The sequence below is a fragment of the Pseudonocardia sp. Ae150A_Ps1 genome, from assembly GCF_001932315.1.
Lineage (GTDB): Bacteria > Actinomycetota > Actinomycetes > Mycobacteriales > Pseudonocardiaceae > Pseudonocardia.
In genome coordinates this window covers 3,235,339-3,255,550 of record NZ_MCIJ01000001.1, presented here as the reverse complement: position 1 = coordinate 3,255,550, position 20,212 = coordinate 3,235,339, and the positions used below count along the sequence as shown (strand labels likewise).

Below are 20,212 nucleotides of genomic sequence, written 5' to 3'. Positions count from 1 at the left end.
CCTTCTTACGGGTGATGCTTCGGCATCATCGATCGCTCTCTGCGACGTACTGGAGCGATCGGAGCAGGTTTGGGATGCGCTGTCCGGGGCGGAGGCTCCGCTCGTCGCGCGGGAGTGGCCGCTGATCGGCCGTAACTCCGGCCGCCGACGGGTGGAGCCGCTGGTCGCAGGCCGGTGCGGGTCCACCCCAGGGGGGCGCCCCCAGGTTGCCGCAGGCCACTCGCGGTTGTTGGGTCGGCACACGGCGTGATCCACCGCTCGGATCCGTCGATGGAGACGATCAGGGGGCCCGCCCATGTCCGGCACCGAGGGACCGCTCGCGTACGCCGTCCGGGTGGCTGCCGAACAGGCCTACGTCGACGGTCTGTCCGAGGGGCGCCGGGAGGCGTGGGAGCGCGCGTCCGGCGCGACGCCCGAGCCGTCGTCGAAGCGGCTGCTCGTGCACCTGTCGCACTCGATCGAGCGTGCGGTGATGTCCGGGCCGCGGATCGACCCGACCGTCGTCGTGGCGCTGTTCCAGCGGCTGCCGTTCTTCGACCGCGAGCGCGAGGTCTACGCGCGGATGGCCGAGGCGGGCATCCACGTCGTCGTCGGGTTCGTCGACGGCAGCGCGCACGACGTCCCGGAGGGGATCCATCTCGTCACCCTCGACCCGGACGAGCCGCTGGCCGACGAGTGGACGGTCGTCGCCGCGGGTCCCGAGGCGGGTGCATTCCTGGTCGCGACCGACCAGCACGCCCGTGACCCGCAGGAGAGCGGTCCCGAGGCGGGCCGGGTGTTCCTCGGCCGGTGGGGCTACTCCCGCGCGCAGGCCGGCAGCGAGCTGGCCCGGCTGCGGTTCGCCCTCGGCGACCGGCTCGACCCGACGATCCGGCGCACGATCGACGAGCTCCTCGCCCGGTCGATGCCGGCCGGCGGCGACCCGGCCGCGTCGTCCGGCACGCCGGGCGAGGCCTGGGCGACCACCTCGCTGAACCACATGATCGACCGCTTGCTGTCGGTCCGGGCGGGTACCCGCGAGCTCCGTGCCCAGCTGGCCGACGCGCAGCAGGCCGCGGCCGCCCGCACCGCCGCCGTCGTGGATCCCGCCAGCGGGTTGCCGACCGCCGACGTCCTGAACCGCTGGACGGACACCGCGGGGCCGGAGGCGCTCCCGGTCGGGGTCGCGCTGTTCGACCTGCCCGGGCTGAGCGGCGACCGGGTCCGCGACGACGACCGGGCCTCCTACTTCGCGGCGCACCAGGTCGCGGCCGCGCTGACCCAGCCGCTCGGGCCGGTCGACACCGCGGTCCGGCTGTCGGAGCGGCGGTTCGCGCTGGTCCTGCCCGGGGCGTCGGAGCGGCACCTGGCGGGGGTGTGCGACCGGGTCGGCGAGCAGCTGGAGCTGGCCTCGCACGGGTACCCGGGCGTTCCGCTGCACGGCCGGGTGGCGCTGATGTGCACCCGGACGCGGCCGCTCCCGGTCGACGACCTGCGTGCCGCGCTGGGGCACCTCCCCGAGGACCCGGCGGGCCACGGCCCCGTCGACGCCGGCGAGACCCCCGCGGGCGACCGCATCGTGGTCGCGGCGGCGGGCCTCGCGGAGTCCGCGACGGGCCTCGCGGAGTCCGGGGGCCGGTCGGAGCTCCCCGTCGCCACGACGGAGGAGAGCGACGGACCGGACCGCGCGGGGGGCGCCGCCGCGCGGGGGCACGACGCCACGACCGGATCCCCGGACGCGGGGGCCACGGGAGAGGGCTCCGGCGTGCAGGACGACCGGATCGGCGCGTGGGACGTCCCCGGCGCGGGCCGGCGCCCGGAGGCGGGCCGTCCCACCCCGTACGAGAGCCCGTCCGCACCGGAGCACCGGGACTCGGCCGAGGGGACGCACCGGGCCCCGCCGGTCGACGACGGCGGCGCCCCGTACCGCTCCTGGCCGCCCACCCGCGTCGGCACCGCGGGCCGGCCCGGCGGCACCGGTCACGACTCCGTCGGCCCGCCGGCGCACGCGCACGCACCGGAGCCGCAGCAGACGCCGCCGGTGTCCCGCCCCCGGCCCTACCTCGACGCCGGGTCCGGCGCCGGCAGGACCGACGACGACCCGCGGAACGCCGCGCAGCAGGCGCTCCGGCGTCTCGCGCCCGGCTCCACCGGCAACGGCGACGACCGGGCGCGCGACGACGTGTTCACCGACCTGTCCGACACGGGCGACCGTGCCGGGTGGTGATCAGCCCGCGAGGAAGCCGAGCAGCGCCCGGTTGAACTCCTCGGCGTGCGTGGCGTTGAGGCCGTGCGGCCCGCCCTCGATCAGCGCGAGCTGCGCGCCCTTGATCGACTCGTGGGACCGCTTGCCGGAGACCTCGAACGGCACGATCCCGTCCGAGTCGCCGTGGATCACCAGGGTGGGTACGCCCGCGTCGGACACCTTCTGCACATCGCCGCGCAGGTCGGTCCGGCCGAACGCGGTGATGCAGTCCAGCGTGCCCTTCGGCGAGGCGAACTCGGCGATCGCCCGGTGGTACAGCCGGTTCGGCTCGCTGATCAGGTCGGTCCGGTCCCCGGCCGCGAAGAAGCCCGTCGTGAACTCCTCGAGGAACGCGATCCGGTCACCGGTCACGCCGGCCTGGAACTGCTCGATGGTGGCGTCGTCGAGCCCGCCGTCCGGGTTGTCGTCGGACTTGTACAGGTAGGGCGGCACGGCGGCGGCGAGCACCGCCTTCGCGACCCGGTCGGTGCCGTGCTTCGCGATGTAGCGGACGACCTCGCCGCCGCCCATCGAGAAGCCGACCAGCGTCGCCTCGCGCAGGTCCAGGTGGACGAGCAGGGCGTGCAGGTCGTCGGCGAAGGCGTCGTAGTCGTAGCCGTCCCACGGCTGGGAGGACCCACCGAAGCCGCGGCGGTCGTAGGTGACGACCCGGTGACCGGCCTCGACCAGTGCCGGGACCTGCTTCTCCCAGGACCGGCCGGACAGCGGCCAACCGTGGACTAGGACGACCGGGGCGCCGGAGCCCTGGTCGGTGTAGTGGAGTTCGACCGGGGTGCCGTTCTGGTTGCCGACGCTGAGCTGGGGCATGGAGCGGACTCCTCCTGAAGATCGATCGTGCGCAACTCTTCGGAAGGTGATACCCGGACGCGGGCGGGTGTATTCCCCTAGTGCCCGGCGGGCTCGCGCTGCAGGACGCGCTCCAGCACGGCGCGGATCGTCGGGTCCTCGACGGTGTAGTAGACGAACGTCCCCTCCCGCCGGTTCTCGACCAGCCCGGCCAGCCGCAGCTTGGCGAGGTGCTGGCTCACCGCGGTGGGGGCGGCCCCGACCAGCTCGGCGAGGCAGGCGACCGAGGTCTCGCCCTGCAGTAGCGCCCAGAGGATCTTGATCCGGGTCGGGTCGGACAGCATGCGCAGCGCGTCCGCGGCGCGGCGGACGTCGTCCTCGGGCGGCATCGCGAAGCCGGGGATGGACTCGTGCACGACGCCGAGGATACCTGCGGAGCTGCGCGGATGGCCCGTCGTCTCACCAGCTGGATGTCTGCTTGCTTATCTTCATGCATACGCAGGTACTGTCGTTCGCATGCGCACCGCACTCGCACTGCCCGAGGTCCGCTGGGCCGGGGCGGCCCTGCTGGCCTTCCTCGCCGCCACCGGGCTGTCGCTCGCGGGGGCAGCCTGGTCCGTGGTGGTGGCCCTCTACCTGGCCTGTTACGTCCTGGGCGGCTGGGAACCCGCGGTGGAGGGAGTGAAGGCGCTGGCCGAGAAGCGGCTCGACGTCGACCTGCTGATGGTCGTGGCGGCCGCCGCCGCGGCCTCGATCGGCCAGTGGTTCGGCGGCGGCCTGCTCATCGTCATCTTCGCGACGTCCGGTGCGCTCGAGGCGGTGATGACGGCGCGGACCCGGGCCGATATCGACTCGTTGCTCGATCTCGCGCCGGAGACCGCCACGCTGGTCGAGGACGGGACCGAGCGGCGGGTCCCCGCGGCCGGGCTGGTCGCCGGCCAGACCGTCGTCGTACGGCCCGGCGAGCGGATCCCCGGCGACGGCCGGGTGCTCGACGGCGTGTCCGAGGTGGACACCGCGGCGCTCACCGGCGAGCCGGTGCCGGTCCGCCGTGAGGCCGGCGACGACGTGCTCGCCGGCACCGTCAACGGCACCGGCGTGCTGCGGGTGCGGGTGCTGCGCGACGCCGCGGACACCGTCGTCGCGGGGGTGGCGGCGCAGGTCGAGCGCGCCGCCGGGACGAAGGCGAACCGTCAGCTGTTCATCGAGAAGGTCGAGCAGCGGTACTCGGTGATCGTCGTCGTGGCGACCGTGCTGCTGCTCGCGGTGCCACTGCTGCTCGGTGCCGCGTTCGAGGAGACCCTGCTCCGCGCGATCGTGTTCATGATCGTCGCGTCGCCGTGCGCGATCGTCCTGGCGACGATGCCGCCGCTGCTCGCGGCCGTCGCGGTGGCCGGCCGTCGCGGCACGCTGGTCAAGGACGTCACCGTGCTCGAGGCGCTCGCCGACGTCGACACCGTCGTGCTCGACAAGACCGGCACCCTGACCTCCGGCCGGCCGGAGGTCGTCGCGGCCACCGCGCTCGGCGGCCGCTCCACCGACGACGTGCTCGCCCTCGCGGCGGCGGCCGAGGTGGGCAGCGAGCACGTGCTCGGCCGCGCGGTGCGCCGGCACGCCCTCGACCGTGGCCTCGACCTGCCCGTCGCGACGGGGTTCGCGGCGGTCCCCGGCGAGGGGGTGCGGGCGTCGGTCGGCGGGCACGAGGTGCTCGTCGGCAGGCCCGAGCTGCTCGACGCCCCGGGCGGGCCGGCCGGCGCGCTGGTCGGTGAGGTGCAGGAGGCCGGGCGGACCGCCGTCGTCGTGCTGGTGGACGGGGCGCCGGTGGGCGTGCTCGGGCTCGCCGACGAGCCCCGCCCGGGCGCGGCCGAGGCCCTCGCCGACGTGCGACGCGTGGTCGGCGGGGAGCCCGAGGTCCTCACCGGTGACGCGTTGCGGCCGGCCCGGGTGCTCGCCGACCGGCTCGGCCTGACCCGCGTGCGTGCCGGGTTGCTGCCCGCGGACAAGGTCGACGTCGTGCGGGAGCGGCAGGACGTCGGGCACCGGGTGCTGGCCGCGGGCGACGGCATCAACGACGCGCCGCTGCTGGCGTCCGCCGACGTCGGGCTGGTCGTCTCGGACGGCGCCGGGGCGCTCTCGCTGGAGGCGGCCGACGGCGTGCTGACCCGCGACCCGCTCGGCTCGCTCGCCCCGCTGGTCGCCCTCGCGCGCCGGGCCCGGCGGATCGCGCGCGCCAACCTGGCGTTCGCCGCCGCGGTGATCGTCGTCCTGGTCGGGTGGGACCTGGTCGGCACGCTGCCGCTGGTCGTCGGCGTCGCCGGGCACGAGCTCTCGACGGTGCTGGTGTGCCTGAACGGGCTGCGGCTGCTCGTCGGCGCGCGCCGCGACGACCGGCGCGGGCGGACGGCCGCGGCGCCGGTCGAGGACCGGGTCGGCGCCGGGGTCTGACGGGCGGTCAGACGGGTGCGGCGTCCAGGGCGGCCAGCGCCATCCGGCGCAGGACGGCGACCCGGGCGTCGGCGCCCCGGGGGGCCGGCTGGTCCACCCGTGGCGCGTACGGCGTCGAGTTGAGCAGCCCGAACACGCCGTGCGCGACGGTCCGCGCCTCGGACGGCGGGACGCCCGGGTGGACCCGGCGCAGGGTGTCCACCCAGAGCTCGACGTAGGTGCGCTGGAGCCGCCGGACGGTGCGGCGTGCCTCGTCGGGCAGGTTCGCCAGGTCCCGGTCCTGCACGACGATCAGCTCCGGCTCGCGGGTGGCGAACTCGACGTGGAAGTCCACGAGGTCCGCCAGCGCTGCCCGCGGATCGTCGTGCCGGACCCGGGCGCGGCCGCCCTCCAGCAGCCGCTCGCTGATGTCGATCAGCATCTCGGCGAGCAGCGCCTCCTTGCCCGGGAAGTGCCGGTAGAGGGCGGGCCCGCTGACCCCGACGGCCGCTCCCAGGTCGGCGATGCTCACGCCGTGGAAGCCGTGCCGGGCGAAGAGGCGTGCCGCCTCGGCGAGGATCTGCTCGCGCCGGCTGGGGCCGGCGGACTCCGGGGCGGCCATCGCACGAGCGTACCGCTCCGGGTTAACGGTTGTTAACCGCCGTGCGGATCGTCTCAGGATCCGCACAGGTCGTCGGCGATACCCTCGTCGGTGTGATGAGCACCCTGCGCCGGCTGCGCGAGCGCACCGGCGTGCGCGCGGCGTCCGCGCTCGCCGCCGCGGCGGCGGTCGCGCTCGTGCTCGTCGTCGCCGGGGTGTCGCTGGTCCTGGTGCTCGACCAGACGCTGAAGGCCAACACCCGCGACGCCCTCCAGCAGACCGCCCAGCAGCTCGCCACCCGGGTCGAAGCGAACTTCTCCGGCAGCAGCGATCCCAAGCGCAACGCCATCGACGCGACCGGCAAGCGCACCGACATCGTCCAGATCGCCACCGCCTACAGCGACGAGACCAACGCCCCGGACTGGATGGTCGGCTCGAACGGCGCCCAGAAGGACGTCCAGATCATCGGCTCGTCCGATCCGCTCGACGAGGCCGACCCCATCGTGCCGTGGCTGCTGGCGCCGGGCGAGACGCGGTCCGAGGCCGATGTCCCGATCACCTACCGCAACGGCGCCGACCAGGTCGGGGACGACGAGACGGCGACCGAGAACATGATGGTCGTCGGCCTCGGGGCGCGTGCCCAGGGGCGGCCGATCACCGTCTACGCCGCGCAGGACCTCAAGCCGGTGCACCAGGCCGTCGAGACCGTCGGGCTGCTGGCCGCCGGCGGGATCCCGGTCCTGGTGCTGGTCGCCGGGTTCTTCACCTACCTGTTCGCAGGCCGCGCGCTCCGCCCGGTGGAGGAGATGCGGTCGCGGGTCGCCGGGATGGGTGAGAAGGACCTGTCCGAACGGGTGCCCGAGCCGGCGTCGCGGGACGAGGTCGGCAGGCTCGCCCGCACGATGAACCAGATGCTCGGCCGGATCGAGTCGTCACAGGCCACCCAGCGGCGGTTCGTCGCCGACGCCAGCCACGAGCTGCGCAGCCCGCTCGCGACGGTCTCCACCGGCCTGGAGCTGCTCGGCACCGGGATGGCGGAGGAGTCGGCGGACCGGGCCACCGTCGAGACGCTCCGCGGCGAGACCGCCCGGCTGACCGGTCTGGTCGAGGGACTGCTGTTCCTGGCCAGGGCCGACGAGCGCGGGCTCGCGCCCCGCCGCGAGGAGGTCGATCTCGACGAGATCGCCGACGCCGAGCGGGTCCGGCCGTCCGGGGCGACGGCCGTCGCCGTCCGGGTGACGACCGAGCCGGCCCGGGTGGTCGGCGACCGCGGCCAGCTGGTCCGGGTGGTGCGCAACCTCGTCGACAACGCCAAGCGGCACGCGACGTCGACGGTGACGGTGTCGGTCGGGACCGACGGCGCCACCGCGGTGATCGACGTCGAGGACGACGGCTGCGGTGTCCCCGAGGCCGACCGGGCCCGGGTGTTCGAGCGGTTCGTCCGCCTCGACGAGGCCCGTTCGCGCGGCGACGGCGGCTCCGGCCTGGGCCTGTCGATCGTGTCCGAGCTGGTCGCCGCGCACGGCGGCACGGTGGCGGCCCTGGAGTCGCCGGAGCTGGGCGGTGCCCGGTTCCGGGTGACCCTCCCGGCGGTCGTCGCGGCTCCGGTCCCCGAGCCGGACGACGAGTCCGAGCCGTCCGGGGCGTCCGAGCCGGACCCCGACCTGCGTGACGACCGCCCGTCCGGCCCGTTGCCCAGGATCCTGGAGATCCCGGCCGGGGCGCACTCCGGTCCCGCCAAGCCCGGTCCGGCGCCCTCCGGTCCGGCGCCCTCCGGCGGCGCGTCCGGTGCGGTCGACCTGGCTGGTGCAGCCGGTGCAGCCGGTGCGGAGGCGAACCGGACGGCCACCCCGGCCGGGGGGAACGGGGTCACCCCCGAGGTGACGTCCGCGGGCGGCGGCGCCACGCGTCCGTCGCCCGGGGCTCCCCGCCCGGAGCAGGACGCCGGCCGGGCGCAGCGCCGGAACGACCCGCCGACCGGTCCGCTGCCGATCCGTCCGGACACCGTCGGCAGCCCCGCCGACGAGAACGAGACCCGTCCGCTCCCGGTGGTCCGAGCCGGCACCGGCCCGCGCGGCGGCACGGCCGTGGCGACCCGGAACGGCGGGACGCGGACCGGTGCCGCCCGCGCCGAGACGGCCCAGGGCGAGGCGGCACGGTCCGGGGAGTCGCGGGCCCCGGCCCCGCGCCGCCCGGACGACCGCCGGAGCTGATCCGGCGGTCCCCGGGGGTCAGGCCGGGGGTGCGGCGGCGGGCTCGGACATCCGGTAGCCCACGCCGCGCAGCGTCTCGATGCTGTGCGTCCCGAACGGCGCGTCGATCTTCCGGCGCAGGTAGCCGACGTAGACCTCGACGACGTTGACCTCGCCGTCGTAGTGGGCGTCCCACACCGACCGCAGGATGTCGGTCTTGGTCACGACCTGCCCCGGGTGCGCCATCAGGTGCTCCAGCACCCCGAACTCGCGTGGGGTCAGGGAGATCTCGACGTCGCCGCGGTGCACCCGGTGGGTCGCAGGGTCCAGCGACAGGTCCCCGACGCGCAGGACGGTCGGTGCCGACTCCCCGGCGCGCCGCAGCAGTGCCCGCAGCCGGGCCAGCAGTACGACGAACGAGAAGGGCTTGGTCAGGTAGTCGTCGGCGCCGAGGTCGAACGCGTCGGCCTCGTCGTACTCGCCGTCCTTCGCGGTCAGCATCAGCACCGGGGTCCACACGCCGCGGTCGCGCAGGTGCTGCAGGATCCGGTAGCCGGACAGGCCCGGGAGCATGATGTCCAGGACGATCACGTCGTGCCGGCCGGACAACGCGTACTGCAGGCCGGTGTTGCCGTCGTGGGCGAGCTCGATCTCGTGCCCCTCGGCGGCCAGGCCCCGCCGGACGAGCTCGGCGAGCGGTTTCTCGTCCTCGACCAGTAGCAGACGCACGCTTCTACCGTAGTGTCCGCGCCCGCCCGTGACGGACGGTGGCCTGCAGGAACAGCGGTGTCGGACGCCCGAGGACCCTCATCGGCGCTCCTCCCCATCGGTCGTACGACGAGTGTGCTCCGCCGACGCTGTGACGGGCCTGAGACGGGGACCGGTGCTGGACGAACCACGTTAACGAGCGCTAACCTGTTAACGGTCGTTAACAGGAGGTACGGATGGTGGTCCCGGAAGCGGCGCAGGGAGCGTCCAGGCTCGGCACGGCGGTCGACCCGTCCGGCGACGGGTTCGCGGCGAACGCCGCCGCGCACCGCGACCTGGTGGCGGACCTGAACGCGCAGCTCGCCTCGGCCCGGCTGGGCGGACCCGAGCGGTCGCGGACCCGCCACGTGGAGCGCGGCAAACTGCTGCCACGGGACCGGGTGGACTCGCTGGTCGACCCGTCGTCGCCGTTCCTGGAGCTGTCGCCGATGGCGGCGCACGGCATGTACGACGACCAGGCCCCCGGCGCCGGGATGATCACCGGTGTCGGCCGGGTGGCCGGTCGCGAGTGCGTGATCGTCGCCAACGACGCGACGGTCAAGGGCGGCACCTACTACCCGATGACGGTCAAGAAGCACCTCCGGGCGCAGGAGGTGGCGCTGCAGAACAGGCTGCCCTGCGTCTACCTGGTCGACTCGGGTGGCGCCTACCTGCCCGAGCAGGACCAGGTCTTCCCGGACCGCGAGCACTTCGGCCGGATCTTCTACAACCAGGCGCAGATGTCCGGGCAGGGCATCCCGCAGATCGCCGCCGTGCTGGGCTCCTGCACCGCGGGTGGCGCCTACGTGCCGGCGATGTCGGACGAGGCGGTGATCGTCCGCAACCAGGGCACGATCTTCCTCGGCGGCCCCCCGCTGGTGAAGGCGGCGACCGGTGAGGTCGTCACCGCCGAGGAGCTGGGCGGCGGGGACCTGCACTCGAAGACCTCCGGGGTGACCGACCACCTGGCCGCCGACGACGCCGACGCCCTCCAGCGGGTCCGGGCCATCGTCGGCACGCTCGGCCCGCGCGCCCCGCGGCCGTGGGACGTCGCGCCGACCGAGGCCCCGGCCGTCGACCCGGCGGAGCTCTACGGCGCGGTCCCGGCCGACTCACGGACCCCCTACGACGTGCGCGAGGTGATCGCCCGCGTCGTCGACGGCTCCCGGTTCGGCGAGTTCAAGTCCGAGTACGGCACGACGCTGGTCACCGGTTTCGCCCGGATCCACGGCCACCCGGTCGGGATCGTGGCGAACAACGGGATCCTGTTCTCCGAGTCCGCGGTCAAGGGCGCGCACTTCGTCGAGCTGTGCGACCAGCGCGGGATCCCGCTGGTGTTCCTGCAGAACATCTCCGGGTTCATGGTCGGCCGCGACTACGAGGCCGGCGGGATCGCGAAGAACGGCGCCAAGATGGTCACCGCCGTCGCCTCGACGCGGGTGCCGAAGCTGACCGTCGTCATCGGCGGGTCGTTCGGCGCCGGGAACTACGCCATGTGCGGGCGGGCGTACTCGCCGCGGTTCCTGTTCATGTGGCCCAACGCCCGCGTCTCCGTCATGGGCGGGGAGCAGGCCGCGACCGTGCTCGGCACCGTCGGCAACGCCGATCCGGACGCGATCCGCGCCCAGTACGAGGCGCAGGGCCACCCCTACTACTCCACCGCCCGGCTGTGGGACGACGGCGTCATCGACCCCGCCGACACCCGCACGGTGCTGGGCCTGTCCCTGTCCGTCGCCGCCAACGCGCCCCTGGCCGACCCGGCCTTCGGCGTCTTCCGGATGTGAGGGCCGTGAGCCGCATGTTCGACACCGTCCTGGTCGCCAACCGCGGCGAGATCGCCGTCCGGGTCGTCCGCACCCTGCGCGCGCTCGGCGTGCGCAGCGTCGCCGTGTACTCCGACGCCGACTCCTCCGCCCCGCACGTCCGCGCCGCCGACGAGGCGGTCCGGATCGGGCCCGCCGCGGCCGCCGAGTCCTACCTGTCGATCGAGAACGTGATCGCCGCGGCCCGGGCCACCGGCGCGCAGGCGATCCACCCCGGCTACGGCTTCCTGTCCGAGAACACCGCGTTCGCCACCGCCTGCGAGCAGGCCGGGATCGCGTTCGTCGGGCCGCCGTCGTCGGCGATCGAGGCGATGGGCGACAAGATCCGCGCCAAGCAGACCGTCGCCAAGGCCGGGGTGCCGGTCGTGCCCGGCTCCGACGGGGCAGGCCTGTCCGACGACGAGCTCACCGCCGTCGTCGCCGACATCGGCTACCCGGTCCTGCTCAAGCCGAGCGCCGGCGGGGGCGGCAAGGGCATGCGCGAGGTGCACTCCCCGGAGGGCCTCGCCGACGCCATCGCCGGGGCCCGGCGCGAGGCCCGCGGCTCGTTCGGCGACGACACCCTGCTCGTCGAGCGCCTGGTCACCACCCCGCGCCACATCGAGATCCAGGTGATGGCCGACGCCCACGGCGGCGTCGTCCACCTCGGCGAGCGCGAGTGCTCGCTGCAGCGCAGGCACCAGAAGATCATCGAGGAGGCGCCGTCGGCGCTGCTCACCGACGCGCAGCGCGCCGAGATGGGCCGTGCGGCCTGCGAGGCGGCCCGCGCTGTGGGTTACACCGGCGCCGGGACCGTCGAGTTCATCGTGAGCGGTGACCGGGCGGCGTCCGATCTCGAGTTCTTCTTCCTGGAGATGAACACCCGGCTGCAGGTCGAGCACCCGGTCACCGAGGAGGTCACCGGCCTGGACCTGGTCGAGCTCCAGCTGCGGGTCGCCGCCGGGGAGCCGCTGCCGATCGGTCAGGACGACGTCGTGCTGACCGGCCACGCCGTCGAGGCCCGGGTCTACGCCGAGTCGACCGCGGTGCACGACGGCGCGCTGACCTTCCTCCCGAGCGGCGGGCCGGTGCTCGACTGGAGCCCGGCCGCCGGGGTGCGGGTCGACTCGGGCATCGCGACCGGCACGGTCGTCGGCTCGGACTACGACCCGATGCTCGCCAAGGTGATCGCCCACGGCGCCACCCGCGACGAGGCGCTGCGCCGGCTCGACGGCGCCCTGCGCGACACGGTCCTGCTCGGGCTCGACTCCAACGTGGCGTTCCTGCGGGCACTGCTCGCCGACGACGACGTCCGCGCCGGCCGGCTCGACACCGGCCTGATCGCGCGGCGCGGGGCGGCGCTGGTGGACACCGGCGTCCCCGAGGACGTGCTCGGCGCGGTCGCCGGGCAGGCGCTGCTGCGGCTGGAGCCGGTGTCGCCGTCCGAGGCACCGCGGGTCGTCGACCCGTTCGACGTCCCGGGCGGCTGGCGGGTCGGTGAGCCGGCCTGGACCGTGCGGCGGCTGGTCGCCGCCGGGGCGGACGCCGCCGAGGTGCGGGTCCGCGGCCGCGCCGCCGGGTTCGACCTGGCACTGCCCGGCCGGGACGGCGAGGACGGGGCGACCCCCGCGTCCGCGACCGGGGCCGCACCGGTGCACCGCTGCCGCACCGCCGCCGTCGGACCGGGGGCGGTCGAGCACACCCACGACGGCCGCACCCGCCGCTACGCGGTCGCCCAGGCGTCCGACGGGGTGCTCTGGATCGGGCGCGACGGCCACGCCTGGGGCGTCCGCGAGCAGGAGCCACTGGAGGTAGCCCGCACCGCCGCCGAGGACGACGGCGGCCCGGTCGTCTCGCCGATGCCGGGCACCGTGACCGTCGTCGAGGTCGCCGAGGGCGACACCGTGACCGCCGGCGCGACGCTGGTGGTCGTCGAGGCCATGAAGATGGAACACGTGCTCACCGCCCCCGTCGACGGGACGGTGCGCGAGCTGAGGGCCCGCCCCGGAGCCACCGTCGCGAAGGACGCGGTGCTGCTGGTCGTCGAGGCGGCTCCCGAGAAGGAGGAGTCGGCATGACCACCGCCACCGGACGGACCTCCGCCGAGGAGTACGAGGCACTGCGGGTCTCGGTCGAGGAGTTCGCGCGCAGGGAGGTCGCCCCGGTCATCGGGGACCTCTACATCCGCGAGGAGTTCCCGTACGACATCACCGCGAAGATGGGCGCGATGGGCCTGTTCGGCCTGCCCGTCCCCGAGTCCTACGGCGGCATGGGCGGCGACTACTACGCGCTCTGCCTGGCCCTGGAGGAGCTCGCCCGGGTCGACTCGTCGGTCTCGATCACCGTCGAGGCCGGTGTCGGGCTCGGTGCCATGCCGATCCTCCGCTTCGGCACCGAGGAGCAGAAGGCCCGCTGGCTGCCCGACCTCGCCGCCGGGCGGGCACTCGGCGCGTTCGGCCTCACCGAGCCCGGCGGCGGGTCCGACGCCGGTGCCACCCGCACCACCGCCCGTCTCGAGGGCGGCGAGTGGGTGATCAACGGGTCGAAGTGCTTCATCACCAACTCCGGCACCGACATCACCTCGGTCGTCACCGTCACCGCCGTGACCGGCGAGAAGCCCGACGGCGGCAAGGAGATCTCGGCGATCCTCGTCCCCGCCGGGACGCCCGGGTTCACCGTCGGCGGGAAGTACTCCAAGGTCGGCTGGAACTGCTCGGACACCCGCGAGCTGTTCTTCGACGACGTCCGCGTCCCCGAGGCGAACCTGCTCGGGGAGCGCGGCCGCGGCTACGCCCAGTTCCTGTCCATCCTGGACGAGGGCCGGGTCGCGATCGCCGCGCTCTCGGTCGGGCTGGCCCAGGGCTGCGTCGACGAGTCGGTGCGCTACGCCGGTGAGCGGGAGGCGTTCGGCCGGACGATCGGTGGCTACCAGGCGATCCAGTTCAAGATCGCCGAGATGGAGGCCCGGGTGCACACCGCCCGGCTCGCGTGGCAGCACGCCGCCCGGCTCCTCGTCGACGGGGAGCCGTTCAAGAAGGAGGCGGCGATCGCGAAGCTCGTCGCCTCGAACGCGGCGATGGACAACGCCCGCGACGCCACGCAGGTCTTCGGCGGCTACGGCTTCATGAACGAGTACCCCGTCGGCCGCTTCTACCGCGACGCGAAGATCCTGGAGATAGGCGAAGGCACCTCAGAGGTCCAGAAACTCCTGATAGCCCGCCACCTGGGCCTGTAGCGCAGACGCTCACGGGTTCCGTCGGCGCTCGCCCGATCGCGTGAGCACCGGCGGAACCGGTGAGCGGGGCGGGGTTCGTTCGGTGGGTGAACGACATTCCCGGGGGCCGGGTGATGACTGTGATGGGGTGCGGGGCGCGCTGCGCGGGTAGACCGGTACCCATGGGTAACGACCTCAACCACCAGGTACGCCTCGCCCGCCCGCCCGACCGGGCTCCCCGGCCCCGAGGTGTGGGAGCACACCTCCGAGCCGGTCCCGGAGCCCGGCGAGGGGCGGTTCGTCGTCCGCGTCAGCCACGTCTCCCTGGACCCGGCGATGCGCGGCTGGATGAACGAGGGGAAGTCCTACGCCCCGCCGGTCGGGATCGGCTCCGTCATGCGGGCGCTGGGCCTCGGCGAGGTCGTGGCGTCGAACCACCCGGGCTTCGCCGTCGGCGACACCGTCACCGGCGTGCTCGGCGTGCAGGACTACGTCGAGACCGACGGCTCCGGCCTGCAGAAGGTGCGGCCCACCGCCGAGGTCCCGCCGGAGCGCTACCTCGCGCTGCTCGGGATGACCGGCATGACCGCCTGGTTCGGGCTCTTCGACGTCGGTGCGCTGAAGGAGGGGGAGACCGTCGTCGTCTCCGGTGCCGCGGGCGCGGTCGGCAGCGTCGTGGGGCAGCTCGCGAAGATCCGGGGTGCCCGGGTGGTCGGCATCGCCGGCGGGCCGGAGAAGTGTTCCTGGGTCACCGGCGAGCTCGGCTTCGACGCCGCGATCGACTACCGCACCGAGAACGTGTCGCAGCGGCTGCGCGAGCTCGCCCCCGACGGCGTCGACGTCTACTTCGACAACGTCGGCGGGGAGATCCTCGACGCCGTGCTCGGCAGGCTCGCGATGCACGCACGCGTCGTCATCTGCGGCGCCATCAGCCAGTACAACTCCGACAGCGGCATGCAGGGCCCGCGCAACTACATGAACCTGCTCGTGTACCGGGCCCGGATGGAGGGCTTCCTGGTCGGCGACTACGTCGACCGGTGGGGCGAGGCCGGCACCGAGCTCGCCGGGTGGCTGGCCGAGGGCCGCATCCACAGCCGGGAGGACGTCGTCGACGGCACCGTGGACGACTTCCCCGAGGTCCTGCTGCGCCTGTTCCGCGGCGAGAACACCGGCAAGCTGGTGCTGCGCCTGCGCCGGGACTGAACCCCGCCACCGGGGTGCGGCGCGCGGGCCGGGCACGATGACGGGGTGCGCCTCGCCCTCGCCCGGACCGCCGTCGTCGTCTCCGGAGCGGCGATCCTCGTCGTCGAGACCCTCGCGACGCGGCTGGTGGCCCCGTACGTCGGGCTGACCCTGGAGTCCACGACCGCGGTGATCGGGGTGGCGCTGGCCGGGATCGCCGCCGGCGCCGCGCTCGGCGGGAAGTGGGCCGACGAGCGCGACTCGGTGGCCGTCGCGGCGCTGATGCTCGTGATCGGCGGGCTCGGCACGCTCGCCGTGCGCCCGATCGTCCGGCTCCTCGGCCCGCTGCTGGGCGCCGGGCCGTACGCGGCGGTCCTCCTCGTCGCGGCGTCCACACTGGTCTCGGTGACCGCGCTGTCGGCGGTCACCCCGGCCGTCACGAAGGCGCGGCTGACCGGTCTCGACCGCTCCGGTGAGGTCGTCGGCGGGCTGTCCGCGGCCGGGACCGTCGGCTCCCTCGCCGGCACCTTCCTGACCGGGTTCGTGCTGGTGGCGTTGCTGCCGGTGAGCGCGATCCTGCTGGTCACCGCCGCCGCGTGCCTGGTGCTCGGGCTCGTCGTCGCGCCGTGGCGCCGGCGCCGGGACCTGCTGCGGGGCGGCACGGCGGCGGTCCTGCTCGCCGTCGCGCTCGTCGCCGTCCCGGGCCGGTGCGACGCCGACACCACCTACTACTGCGCGTCCGTGCAGCCCGACCCGGACGACCCGGCCGGGCGCTACCTGGTGCTCGACGACCTCCGGCACTCCTACGTCCGGCTCGGCGATCCCGCGCACCTGGAGTTCGCCTACACGAAACGGTTCGCGGCCGCGGTCGACACCGCGTTCCCGCCGGGACGGCCGCTGGACGCCGTGCACGTCGGCGGTGGGGCGCTCACCGTGCCGCGGTGGCTGGCCGCGACCCGGCCGGGGAGCACCTCGGCCGTGCTGGAACTCGACCGCGGGGTGGTCGACCTGGGCGTGCGCGAGCTGGACGCCGGTGCGATCCCGGCGACGACCGTCCGCACCGGCGACGCCCGGGTGGGGCTCGCCGAGCGACCCGACGACTCGGCCGATCTCGTCGTCGGCGACGCGTTCGGCGCCCGCTCGGTGCCGTGGCACCTGTCGACCCGCGAGTTCCTCGCCGAGGTGCAGCGGGTGCTGCGTCCCGGCGGGCTCTACGTGCTCAACGTGATCGACCGCGACCCGCTGGACCTGCTGCGCGCCGCGACGGCGACGGTCGACGGCAGCTTCGGCACGACGATGCTGGTGGCCCGGCCCGACGAGCTCGCACCGGGCGGCGGCGGGAACGTCGTGGTCGTCGCGTCCGACCGGCCGGTCGACCCGGCGGCGCTGGAGGCCGCGGTCGCCCGCAGCGGCGAGCCCGGCGCGGTGCTCGACCCGGCCCGCACCGCCGCGTTCACCGCCGGGGCGCCGGTGCTGACCGACGACCGTGCCCCGGTCGACCAGCTCATCACCACCGGCCTGGAGGGCTGAGCCCGGTCCCGGGTGGCCGCGGGCCGGATCACGCTAGGGTCGCGTTCGCCGGAGGCACGTGACTCACGAGGGGAATCCGCTGTGGCGACCTGGGAAGACCTGCACTCCTACGTGGTGGTGCGGTACGAGATCGTCCGGCAGACCGCCGACGAGCTCCGGTTCCGGCTCCCGACGACCGGGGACCGGACCCAGCTGGTCGTCGTGAAGCGGATCCGGGAAGCCGCCGCGCGGCCGGGCGTCGAGGTGACCGACGCCGCCGCGGCCGTCGCCGACCCGGACCAGGTGTGGGTGCAGATCGAGTCGCCGGTCGCCCGGCTCGGCGACGTCGACCTCGCGAAGGCGCTGGAGCTGGCCGGCCCGTCGGTGGTGGGCGGGCTCGCGGCCGAGGAGGGCGTGATCGTGTACCGGCACTCGATCCCGCTGGGCCCCGCGGCGCTCGACGGTTTCGAGTTCCCGTTCCGGCAGGTCGTGCACCTGGCCGACGAGCTCGAGCAGGCGCTGACCGGGCGCGACGAGAACTAGGTCACACTTGACCTGAAGCCGGGTAGAGGTCCGAGGCTTCGTCCATGGCTGAGTACACGCTTCCGGACCTGCCCTACGACTACGGCGCACTCGCTCCGCACATCGCGCCGGAGATCATGGAACTGCACCACTCCAAGCACCACAACACCTACGTCCAGGGCCTCAACGGCACCATCGACAAGCTCGCCGAGGCCCGGGAGAAGAACGACTTCGGCGCCATCGTCGGCCTGGAGAAGACCCTCGCGTTCAACCTCGGCGGGCACGTCAACCACTCCGCCTTCTGGAAGAACCTCTCCCCGGACGGCGGCGACAAGCCCACCGGGGACCTCGCCTCCGCGATCGACAACGACTTCGGGTCGTTCGACGCGTTCCAGGCGCACTTCACCGCCGCCACCACCATCCAGGGCTCCGGCTGGGCCATCCTGGGCTTCGACCGGCTCGGGCAGAAGCTGCTGATCCACCAGCTCTACGACCAGCAGTCCCAGCTCCCCGCCGGGCAGACCCCGATCGTGCTGCTCGACATGTGGGAGCACGCGTTCTACCTGCAGTACAAGAACGTGAAGCCGGACTACGTCAAGGCCTGGTGGAACGTCGTCGACTGGGCGGACGCCGCCGAGCGCTTCGCCGCCGCGCGCGGCTGACGGGGGGCGGGACGGCCCGGCTCAGGCCGGGTAGCCGGTGCCCCCGGCGCGGGAGCCGATGGGGGCGAGCTCGGTGACCGTCGGGTGGCCGGCGGCGAGCAGGGCCACGTCGGTGCCGGGCAGCGCCTCGGAGTGGTCCTCCGAGACGAACGTCCGCAACCCGCCCGGCCGCACCCCGTCGGGGCCGCGTTCCGGCGCCCGGTGCGCCACCCGCACCCGCACCGCGCCGGTCGCGCAGAGCGCGGCCTCCCGCAGCGGCGGCAGCCCGGCCGCCGGGACGTCGGGGACGTTCACCGTCCACGGCGTCCCGGCGGGACGGGACCGCAGCCGCTCCAGCAGCTCGGGCAGCAGCCCGGTCACCGTGGCCCAGTTCGGCTCGGCCGGCGTCGACAGGCCGCAGGCCAGCGACAGGGCGATGCCCGACCAGCCGTGCAGCGCCCCGGTGAGCACCGCCCCGACCGTGCCCGAGTGCAACACCTGGGCGCCGGTGTTCGCGCCGACGTTGATCCCGGACAGCACGACGTCCGGCTCGCGGGCGAACCAGCCCTGCCCGGCCGCGTGCACGATGTACGCCGGGTCGGCCGCGACCGCCCACGCCTCGATCCCGTCGAGCTCGCCGATGTCGTCGCGGGCGTGCACGGCGGTGTGGCCGTCGTCGGTGACGGACCGGACGGAGCCGCCCGCACCGCTCGCGTCCGCGGCGGGGGCGGCGACGACGACGTCGTACCCGGCGTCGCGCGCACCCCTGGCCAGTGCGTACAGCCCGGGGGAGTCGATGCCGTCGTCGTTCGTGATCAGGGCGAGGGGCACCGGCCCAGCCTAGGCGCGTCCCGGCCGGGCGAGCGCGGTCACACCCACCGGGGCCCCGATCGACGGCCCCGTCCCGGTAGGCCACGATTGACCCCGCTACGGGATCGATACACCGACAGGGAGTGGGACAGCGCGTGACGACCTGGGAGTACAGCAGCATCACGCCGGGCGACCTGGCGATCGACACTCTCGGGCCCGCCCGCATCACCTCACCGCTCGCTCCCCTGCTCGACGCCCGCCGCACCACCGAGCACTACGTCGACGCCGGTGACCGCGTCCTGCTCGACGACACCGCCGCCGGGCTCAAGGCCCGCGGGGTCGACGTCGAGGAGCTGCCCGGCCTCGAACCGTGCGGCCCGCGCCGGCAGATCTACTTCGACCCGTCCAAGACGCGGGCGGGCATCGTCACCTGCGGTGGCCTGTGCCCCGGCCTCAACGACGTGATCGCCGGTCTGGTGCGCACGCTGACCTACCACTACGGCGTCCGGCGGGTCGTCGGGTTCCGCAACGGCTACCGCGGCTTCGTCTCCTCCTACGGGCACGACGTCGTCGAGCTGACCCCGGAGTCGGTGCGCGACATCCCGGTCGACGGCGGCACCTTCCTCGGCACCTCCCGCGGCCCGCAGGACCCCGAGGAGATCGTCGACTGCCTCGAGCAGATGCACCTCAACGTGCTGTTCGTGATCGGCGGCGACGGCACGATGCGCGGGGCGATGGAGATCGCCAGGGTGGTGGCCGAGCGGGGCCTGCGGATCGCCGTCGTCGGCATCCCGAAGACGATCGACAACGACATCCCCTTCATCGACCAGAGCTTCGGCTTCCAGACGGCGTTCTCCCAGGCCAGTGAGGCCATCCGGTCGGTGACGGTGGAGGCGAAGTCCACCCCCGGCGGGGTCGGCCTGGTCAAGCTGATGGGCCGGCACTCCGGCTTCATCGCCTGCTACGCGTCGCTGGTCCGGTCCGACGCCGACGCCGTGCTGATCCCGGAGGTCCCGTTCGAGCTCGACGGCGAGACCGGCCTGCTGCACCACCTGCGACGACGGGTGGAGCAGCGCGGGCACGCCGTCGTCGTCGTGGCGGAGGGGGCGGGGCAGGAGCTGCTGCCGCCGATCGGCCGCACCGACGCCTCCGGCAACGCCAAGCTCGCCGACGTCGGGCCGTGGCTGCGGGAGCAGATCAGCGACGCGTTCGCCGACGCCGGGATGGAGACGACCGTCCGCTACGTCGACCCCAGCTACCTGATCCGCAGCGTGCCGGCGAACCCGTACGACAGCGTCTACACGGTCCGGCTGTCCCAGGCCGCGGTGCACGCGGCGATGTCGGGCCGGACGTCGATGGTGGTGGGGCGGGTCCGGCGCCGGTTCGTGCACATCCCGATGACCCTCGCCGTGAGCCGGCGCAACCAGGTCGACCCGCACGGCGACCTGTGGATGGCGGTGCTGGAGTCGACCGGGCAGCCGTGGCGGTTCGGGGAGGACTCCGGGGCGCCGACGCGGGCGCCGCACACCTGAGCCGC

At 74.4% G+C, this 20,212-nt stretch carries 16 protein-coding genes; 11 read left to right on the top strand and 5 right to left on the bottom strand.

Features of this window, described 5'->3' with window-relative positions:
* Positions 1–295 precede the first annotated feature (295 nt).
* Positions 296–2,206, top strand: coding sequence for a DICT sensory domain-containing protein (locus tag Ae150APs1_RS15045; protein WP_075298274.1), 1,911 nt, complete (start codon positions 296–298; stop codon positions 2,204–2,206).
* Here Ae150APs1_RS15045 and Ae150APs1_RS15040 read toward each other — a convergent pair whose 3' ends face one another.
* Positions 2,207–3,052: an alpha/beta hydrolase gene (locus Ae150APs1_RS15040; protein WP_075298272.1), complete on the bottom strand. Its 846-nt coding sequence runs from the start codon at positions 3,050–3,052 to the stop codon at positions 2,207–2,209.
* Between the two features lie 77 nt (positions 3,053–3,129).
* On the bottom strand, positions 3,130–3,447 hold the full coding sequence (locus Ae150APs1_RS15035; protein ID WP_010223576.1) for a metalloregulator ArsR/SmtB family transcription factor: 318 nt from the start codon (positions 3,445–3,447) through the stop codon (positions 3,130–3,132).
* Between the two features lie 100 nt (positions 3,448–3,547).
* Here Ae150APs1_RS15035 and Ae150APs1_RS15030 point away from each other — a divergent pair, with 100 nt between their 5' ends.
* Positions 3,548–5,476: a heavy metal translocating P-type ATPase gene (locus tag Ae150APs1_RS15030; protein ID WP_075298271.1), complete on the top strand. Its 1,929-nt coding sequence runs from the start codon at positions 3,548–3,550 to the stop codon at positions 5,474–5,476.
* 7 nt (positions 5,477–5,483) lie between these two features.
* On the opposite strand, the gene Ae150APs1_RS15025 is transcribed toward Ae150APs1_RS15030, so the two are convergent.
* Positions 5,484–6,077, bottom strand: coding sequence for a TetR/AcrR family transcriptional regulator (locus tag Ae150APs1_RS15025; protein ID WP_075298269.1), 594 nt, complete (start codon positions 6,075–6,077; stop codon positions 5,484–5,486).
* A gap of 95 nt (positions 6,078–6,172) precedes the next feature.
* Between Ae150APs1_RS15025 and Ae150APs1_RS15020 the strand changes: the two genes are divergently transcribed.
* Positions 6,173–8,269, top strand: a complete 2,097-nt coding sequence (locus Ae150APs1_RS15020; protein ID WP_139316922.1) for a HAMP domain-containing sensor histidine kinase — start codon at positions 6,173–6,175, stop codon at positions 8,267–8,269.
* An 18-nt stretch (positions 8,270–8,287) separates the two neighbouring features.
* On the opposite strand, the gene Ae150APs1_RS15015 is transcribed toward Ae150APs1_RS15020, so the two are convergent.
* Positions 8,288–8,977, bottom strand: a complete 690-nt coding sequence (locus Ae150APs1_RS15015; protein WP_060574579.1) for a response regulator transcription factor — start codon at positions 8,975–8,977, stop codon at positions 8,288–8,290.
* Positions 8,978–9,192: 215 nt separating this feature from the next.
* Between Ae150APs1_RS15015 and Ae150APs1_RS15010 the strand changes: the two genes are divergently transcribed.
* The 7 genes from Ae150APs1_RS15010 (at position 9,193) to Ae150APs1_RS14980 (ending at position 17,886) form a co-directional block, all read left to right on the top strand.
* Entirely contained in the window at positions 9,193–10,779 is a 1,587-nt protein-coding gene (locus Ae150APs1_RS15010) for a carboxyl transferase domain-containing protein (RefSeq protein ID WP_075298265.1), read from the top strand.
* A gap of 14 nt (positions 10,780–10,793) precedes the next feature.
* The gene (locus Ae150APs1_RS15005) at positions 10,794–12,875 is read left to right on the top strand and encodes a biotin carboxylase N-terminal domain-containing protein (protein ID WP_170918178.1); all 2,082 of its coding nucleotides are present in this window, start codon (positions 10,794–10,796) and stop codon (positions 12,873–12,875) included.
* Positions 12,872–14,032 (top strand): acyl-CoA dehydrogenase family protein, encoded by a 1,161-nt coding sequence (locus Ae150APs1_RS15000; RefSeq protein ID WP_060574582.1) that lies wholly within the window; start codon positions 12,872–12,874, stop codon positions 14,030–14,032. Before Ae150APs1_RS15005 ends, Ae150APs1_RS15000 begins: the two co-directional genes overlap by 4 nt.
* Before the next feature lie 228 nt (positions 14,033–14,260).
* Positions 14,261–15,214 (top strand): NADP-dependent oxidoreductase, encoded by a 954-nt coding sequence (locus Ae150APs1_RS14995; protein ID WP_075298262.1) that lies wholly within the window; start codon positions 14,261–14,263, stop codon positions 15,212–15,214.
* A 45-nt stretch (positions 15,215–15,259) separates the two neighbouring features.
* Complete coding sequence (locus tag Ae150APs1_RS14990; RefSeq protein WP_075298260.1) at positions 15,260–16,723, top strand: fused MFS/spermidine synthase; 1,464 nt, start codon at positions 15,260–15,262, stop codon at positions 16,721–16,723.
* Positions 16,724–16,804: 81 nt separating this feature from the next.
* A complete protein-coding gene (locus Ae150APs1_RS14985; RefSeq protein ID WP_010230264.1) occupies positions 16,805–17,245 on the top strand; it encodes a hypothetical protein in 441 nt (146 codons plus the stop codon).
* Between the two features lie 44 nt (positions 17,246–17,289).
* Positions 17,290–17,886: a superoxide dismutase gene (locus Ae150APs1_RS14980; protein ID WP_075298258.1), complete on the top strand. Its 597-nt coding sequence runs from the start codon at positions 17,290–17,292 to the stop codon at positions 17,884–17,886.
* Positions 17,887–17,907: 21 nt separating this feature from the next.
* Here Ae150APs1_RS14980 and Ae150APs1_RS14975 read toward each other — a convergent pair whose 3' ends face one another.
* Entirely contained in the window at positions 17,908–18,696 is a 789-nt protein-coding gene (locus Ae150APs1_RS14975; protein WP_075298255.1) for a 5'/3'-nucleotidase SurE, read from the bottom strand.
* A 134-nt stretch (positions 18,697–18,830) separates the two neighbouring features.
* On the opposite strand from Ae150APs1_RS14975, the gene Ae150APs1_RS14970 reads away from it, so the two are divergent.
* Positions 18,831–20,207: an ATP-dependent 6-phosphofructokinase gene (locus Ae150APs1_RS14970; protein ID WP_075298252.1), complete on the top strand. Its 1,377-nt coding sequence runs from the start codon at positions 18,831–18,833 to the stop codon at positions 20,205–20,207.
* The last annotated feature ends 5 nt before the right edge of the window (positions 20,208–20,212 follow it).

Bases quoted from the DNA above. Each gene is read 5' to 3' on its own strand.
- Ae150APs1_RS15025 (WP_075298269.1), bottom strand. From the start codon at position 6,077: ATGGCCGCCCCGGAGTCCGCCGGCCCCAGCCGGCGCGAGCAGATCCTC.
- Ae150APs1_RS15040 (WP_075298272.1), bottom strand. From the start codon at position 3,052: ATGCCCCAGCTCAGCGTCGGCAACCAGAACGGCACCCCGGTCGAACTC.
- Ae150APs1_RS14980 (WP_075298258.1), top strand. From the start codon at position 17,290: ATGGCTGAGTACACGCTTCCGGACCTGCCCTACGACTACGGCGCACTC.
- Ae150APs1_RS15005 (WP_170918178.1), top strand. From the start codon at position 10,794: ATGTTCGACACCGTCCTGGTCGCCAACCGCGGCGAGATCGCCGTCCGG.
- Ae150APs1_RS15045 (WP_075298274.1), top strand. From the start codon at position 296: ATGTCCGGCACCGAGGGACCGCTCGCGTACGCCGTCCGGGTGGCTGCC.
- Ae150APs1_RS15010 (WP_075298265.1), top strand. From the start codon at position 9,193: ATGGTGGTCCCGGAAGCGGCGCAGGGAGCGTCCAGGCTCGGCACGGCG.
- Ae150APs1_RS15000 (WP_060574582.1), top strand. From the start codon at position 12,872: ATGACCACCGCCACCGGACGGACCTCCGCCGAGGAGTACGAGGCACTG.
- Ae150APs1_RS15030 (WP_075298271.1), top strand. From the start codon at position 3,548: ATGCGCACCGCACTCGCACTGCCCGAGGTCCGCTGGGCCGGGGCGGCC.
- Ae150APs1_RS15020 (WP_139316922.1), top strand. From the start codon at position 6,173: ATGAGCACCCTGCGCCGGCTGCGCGAGCGCACCGGCGTGCGCGCGGCG.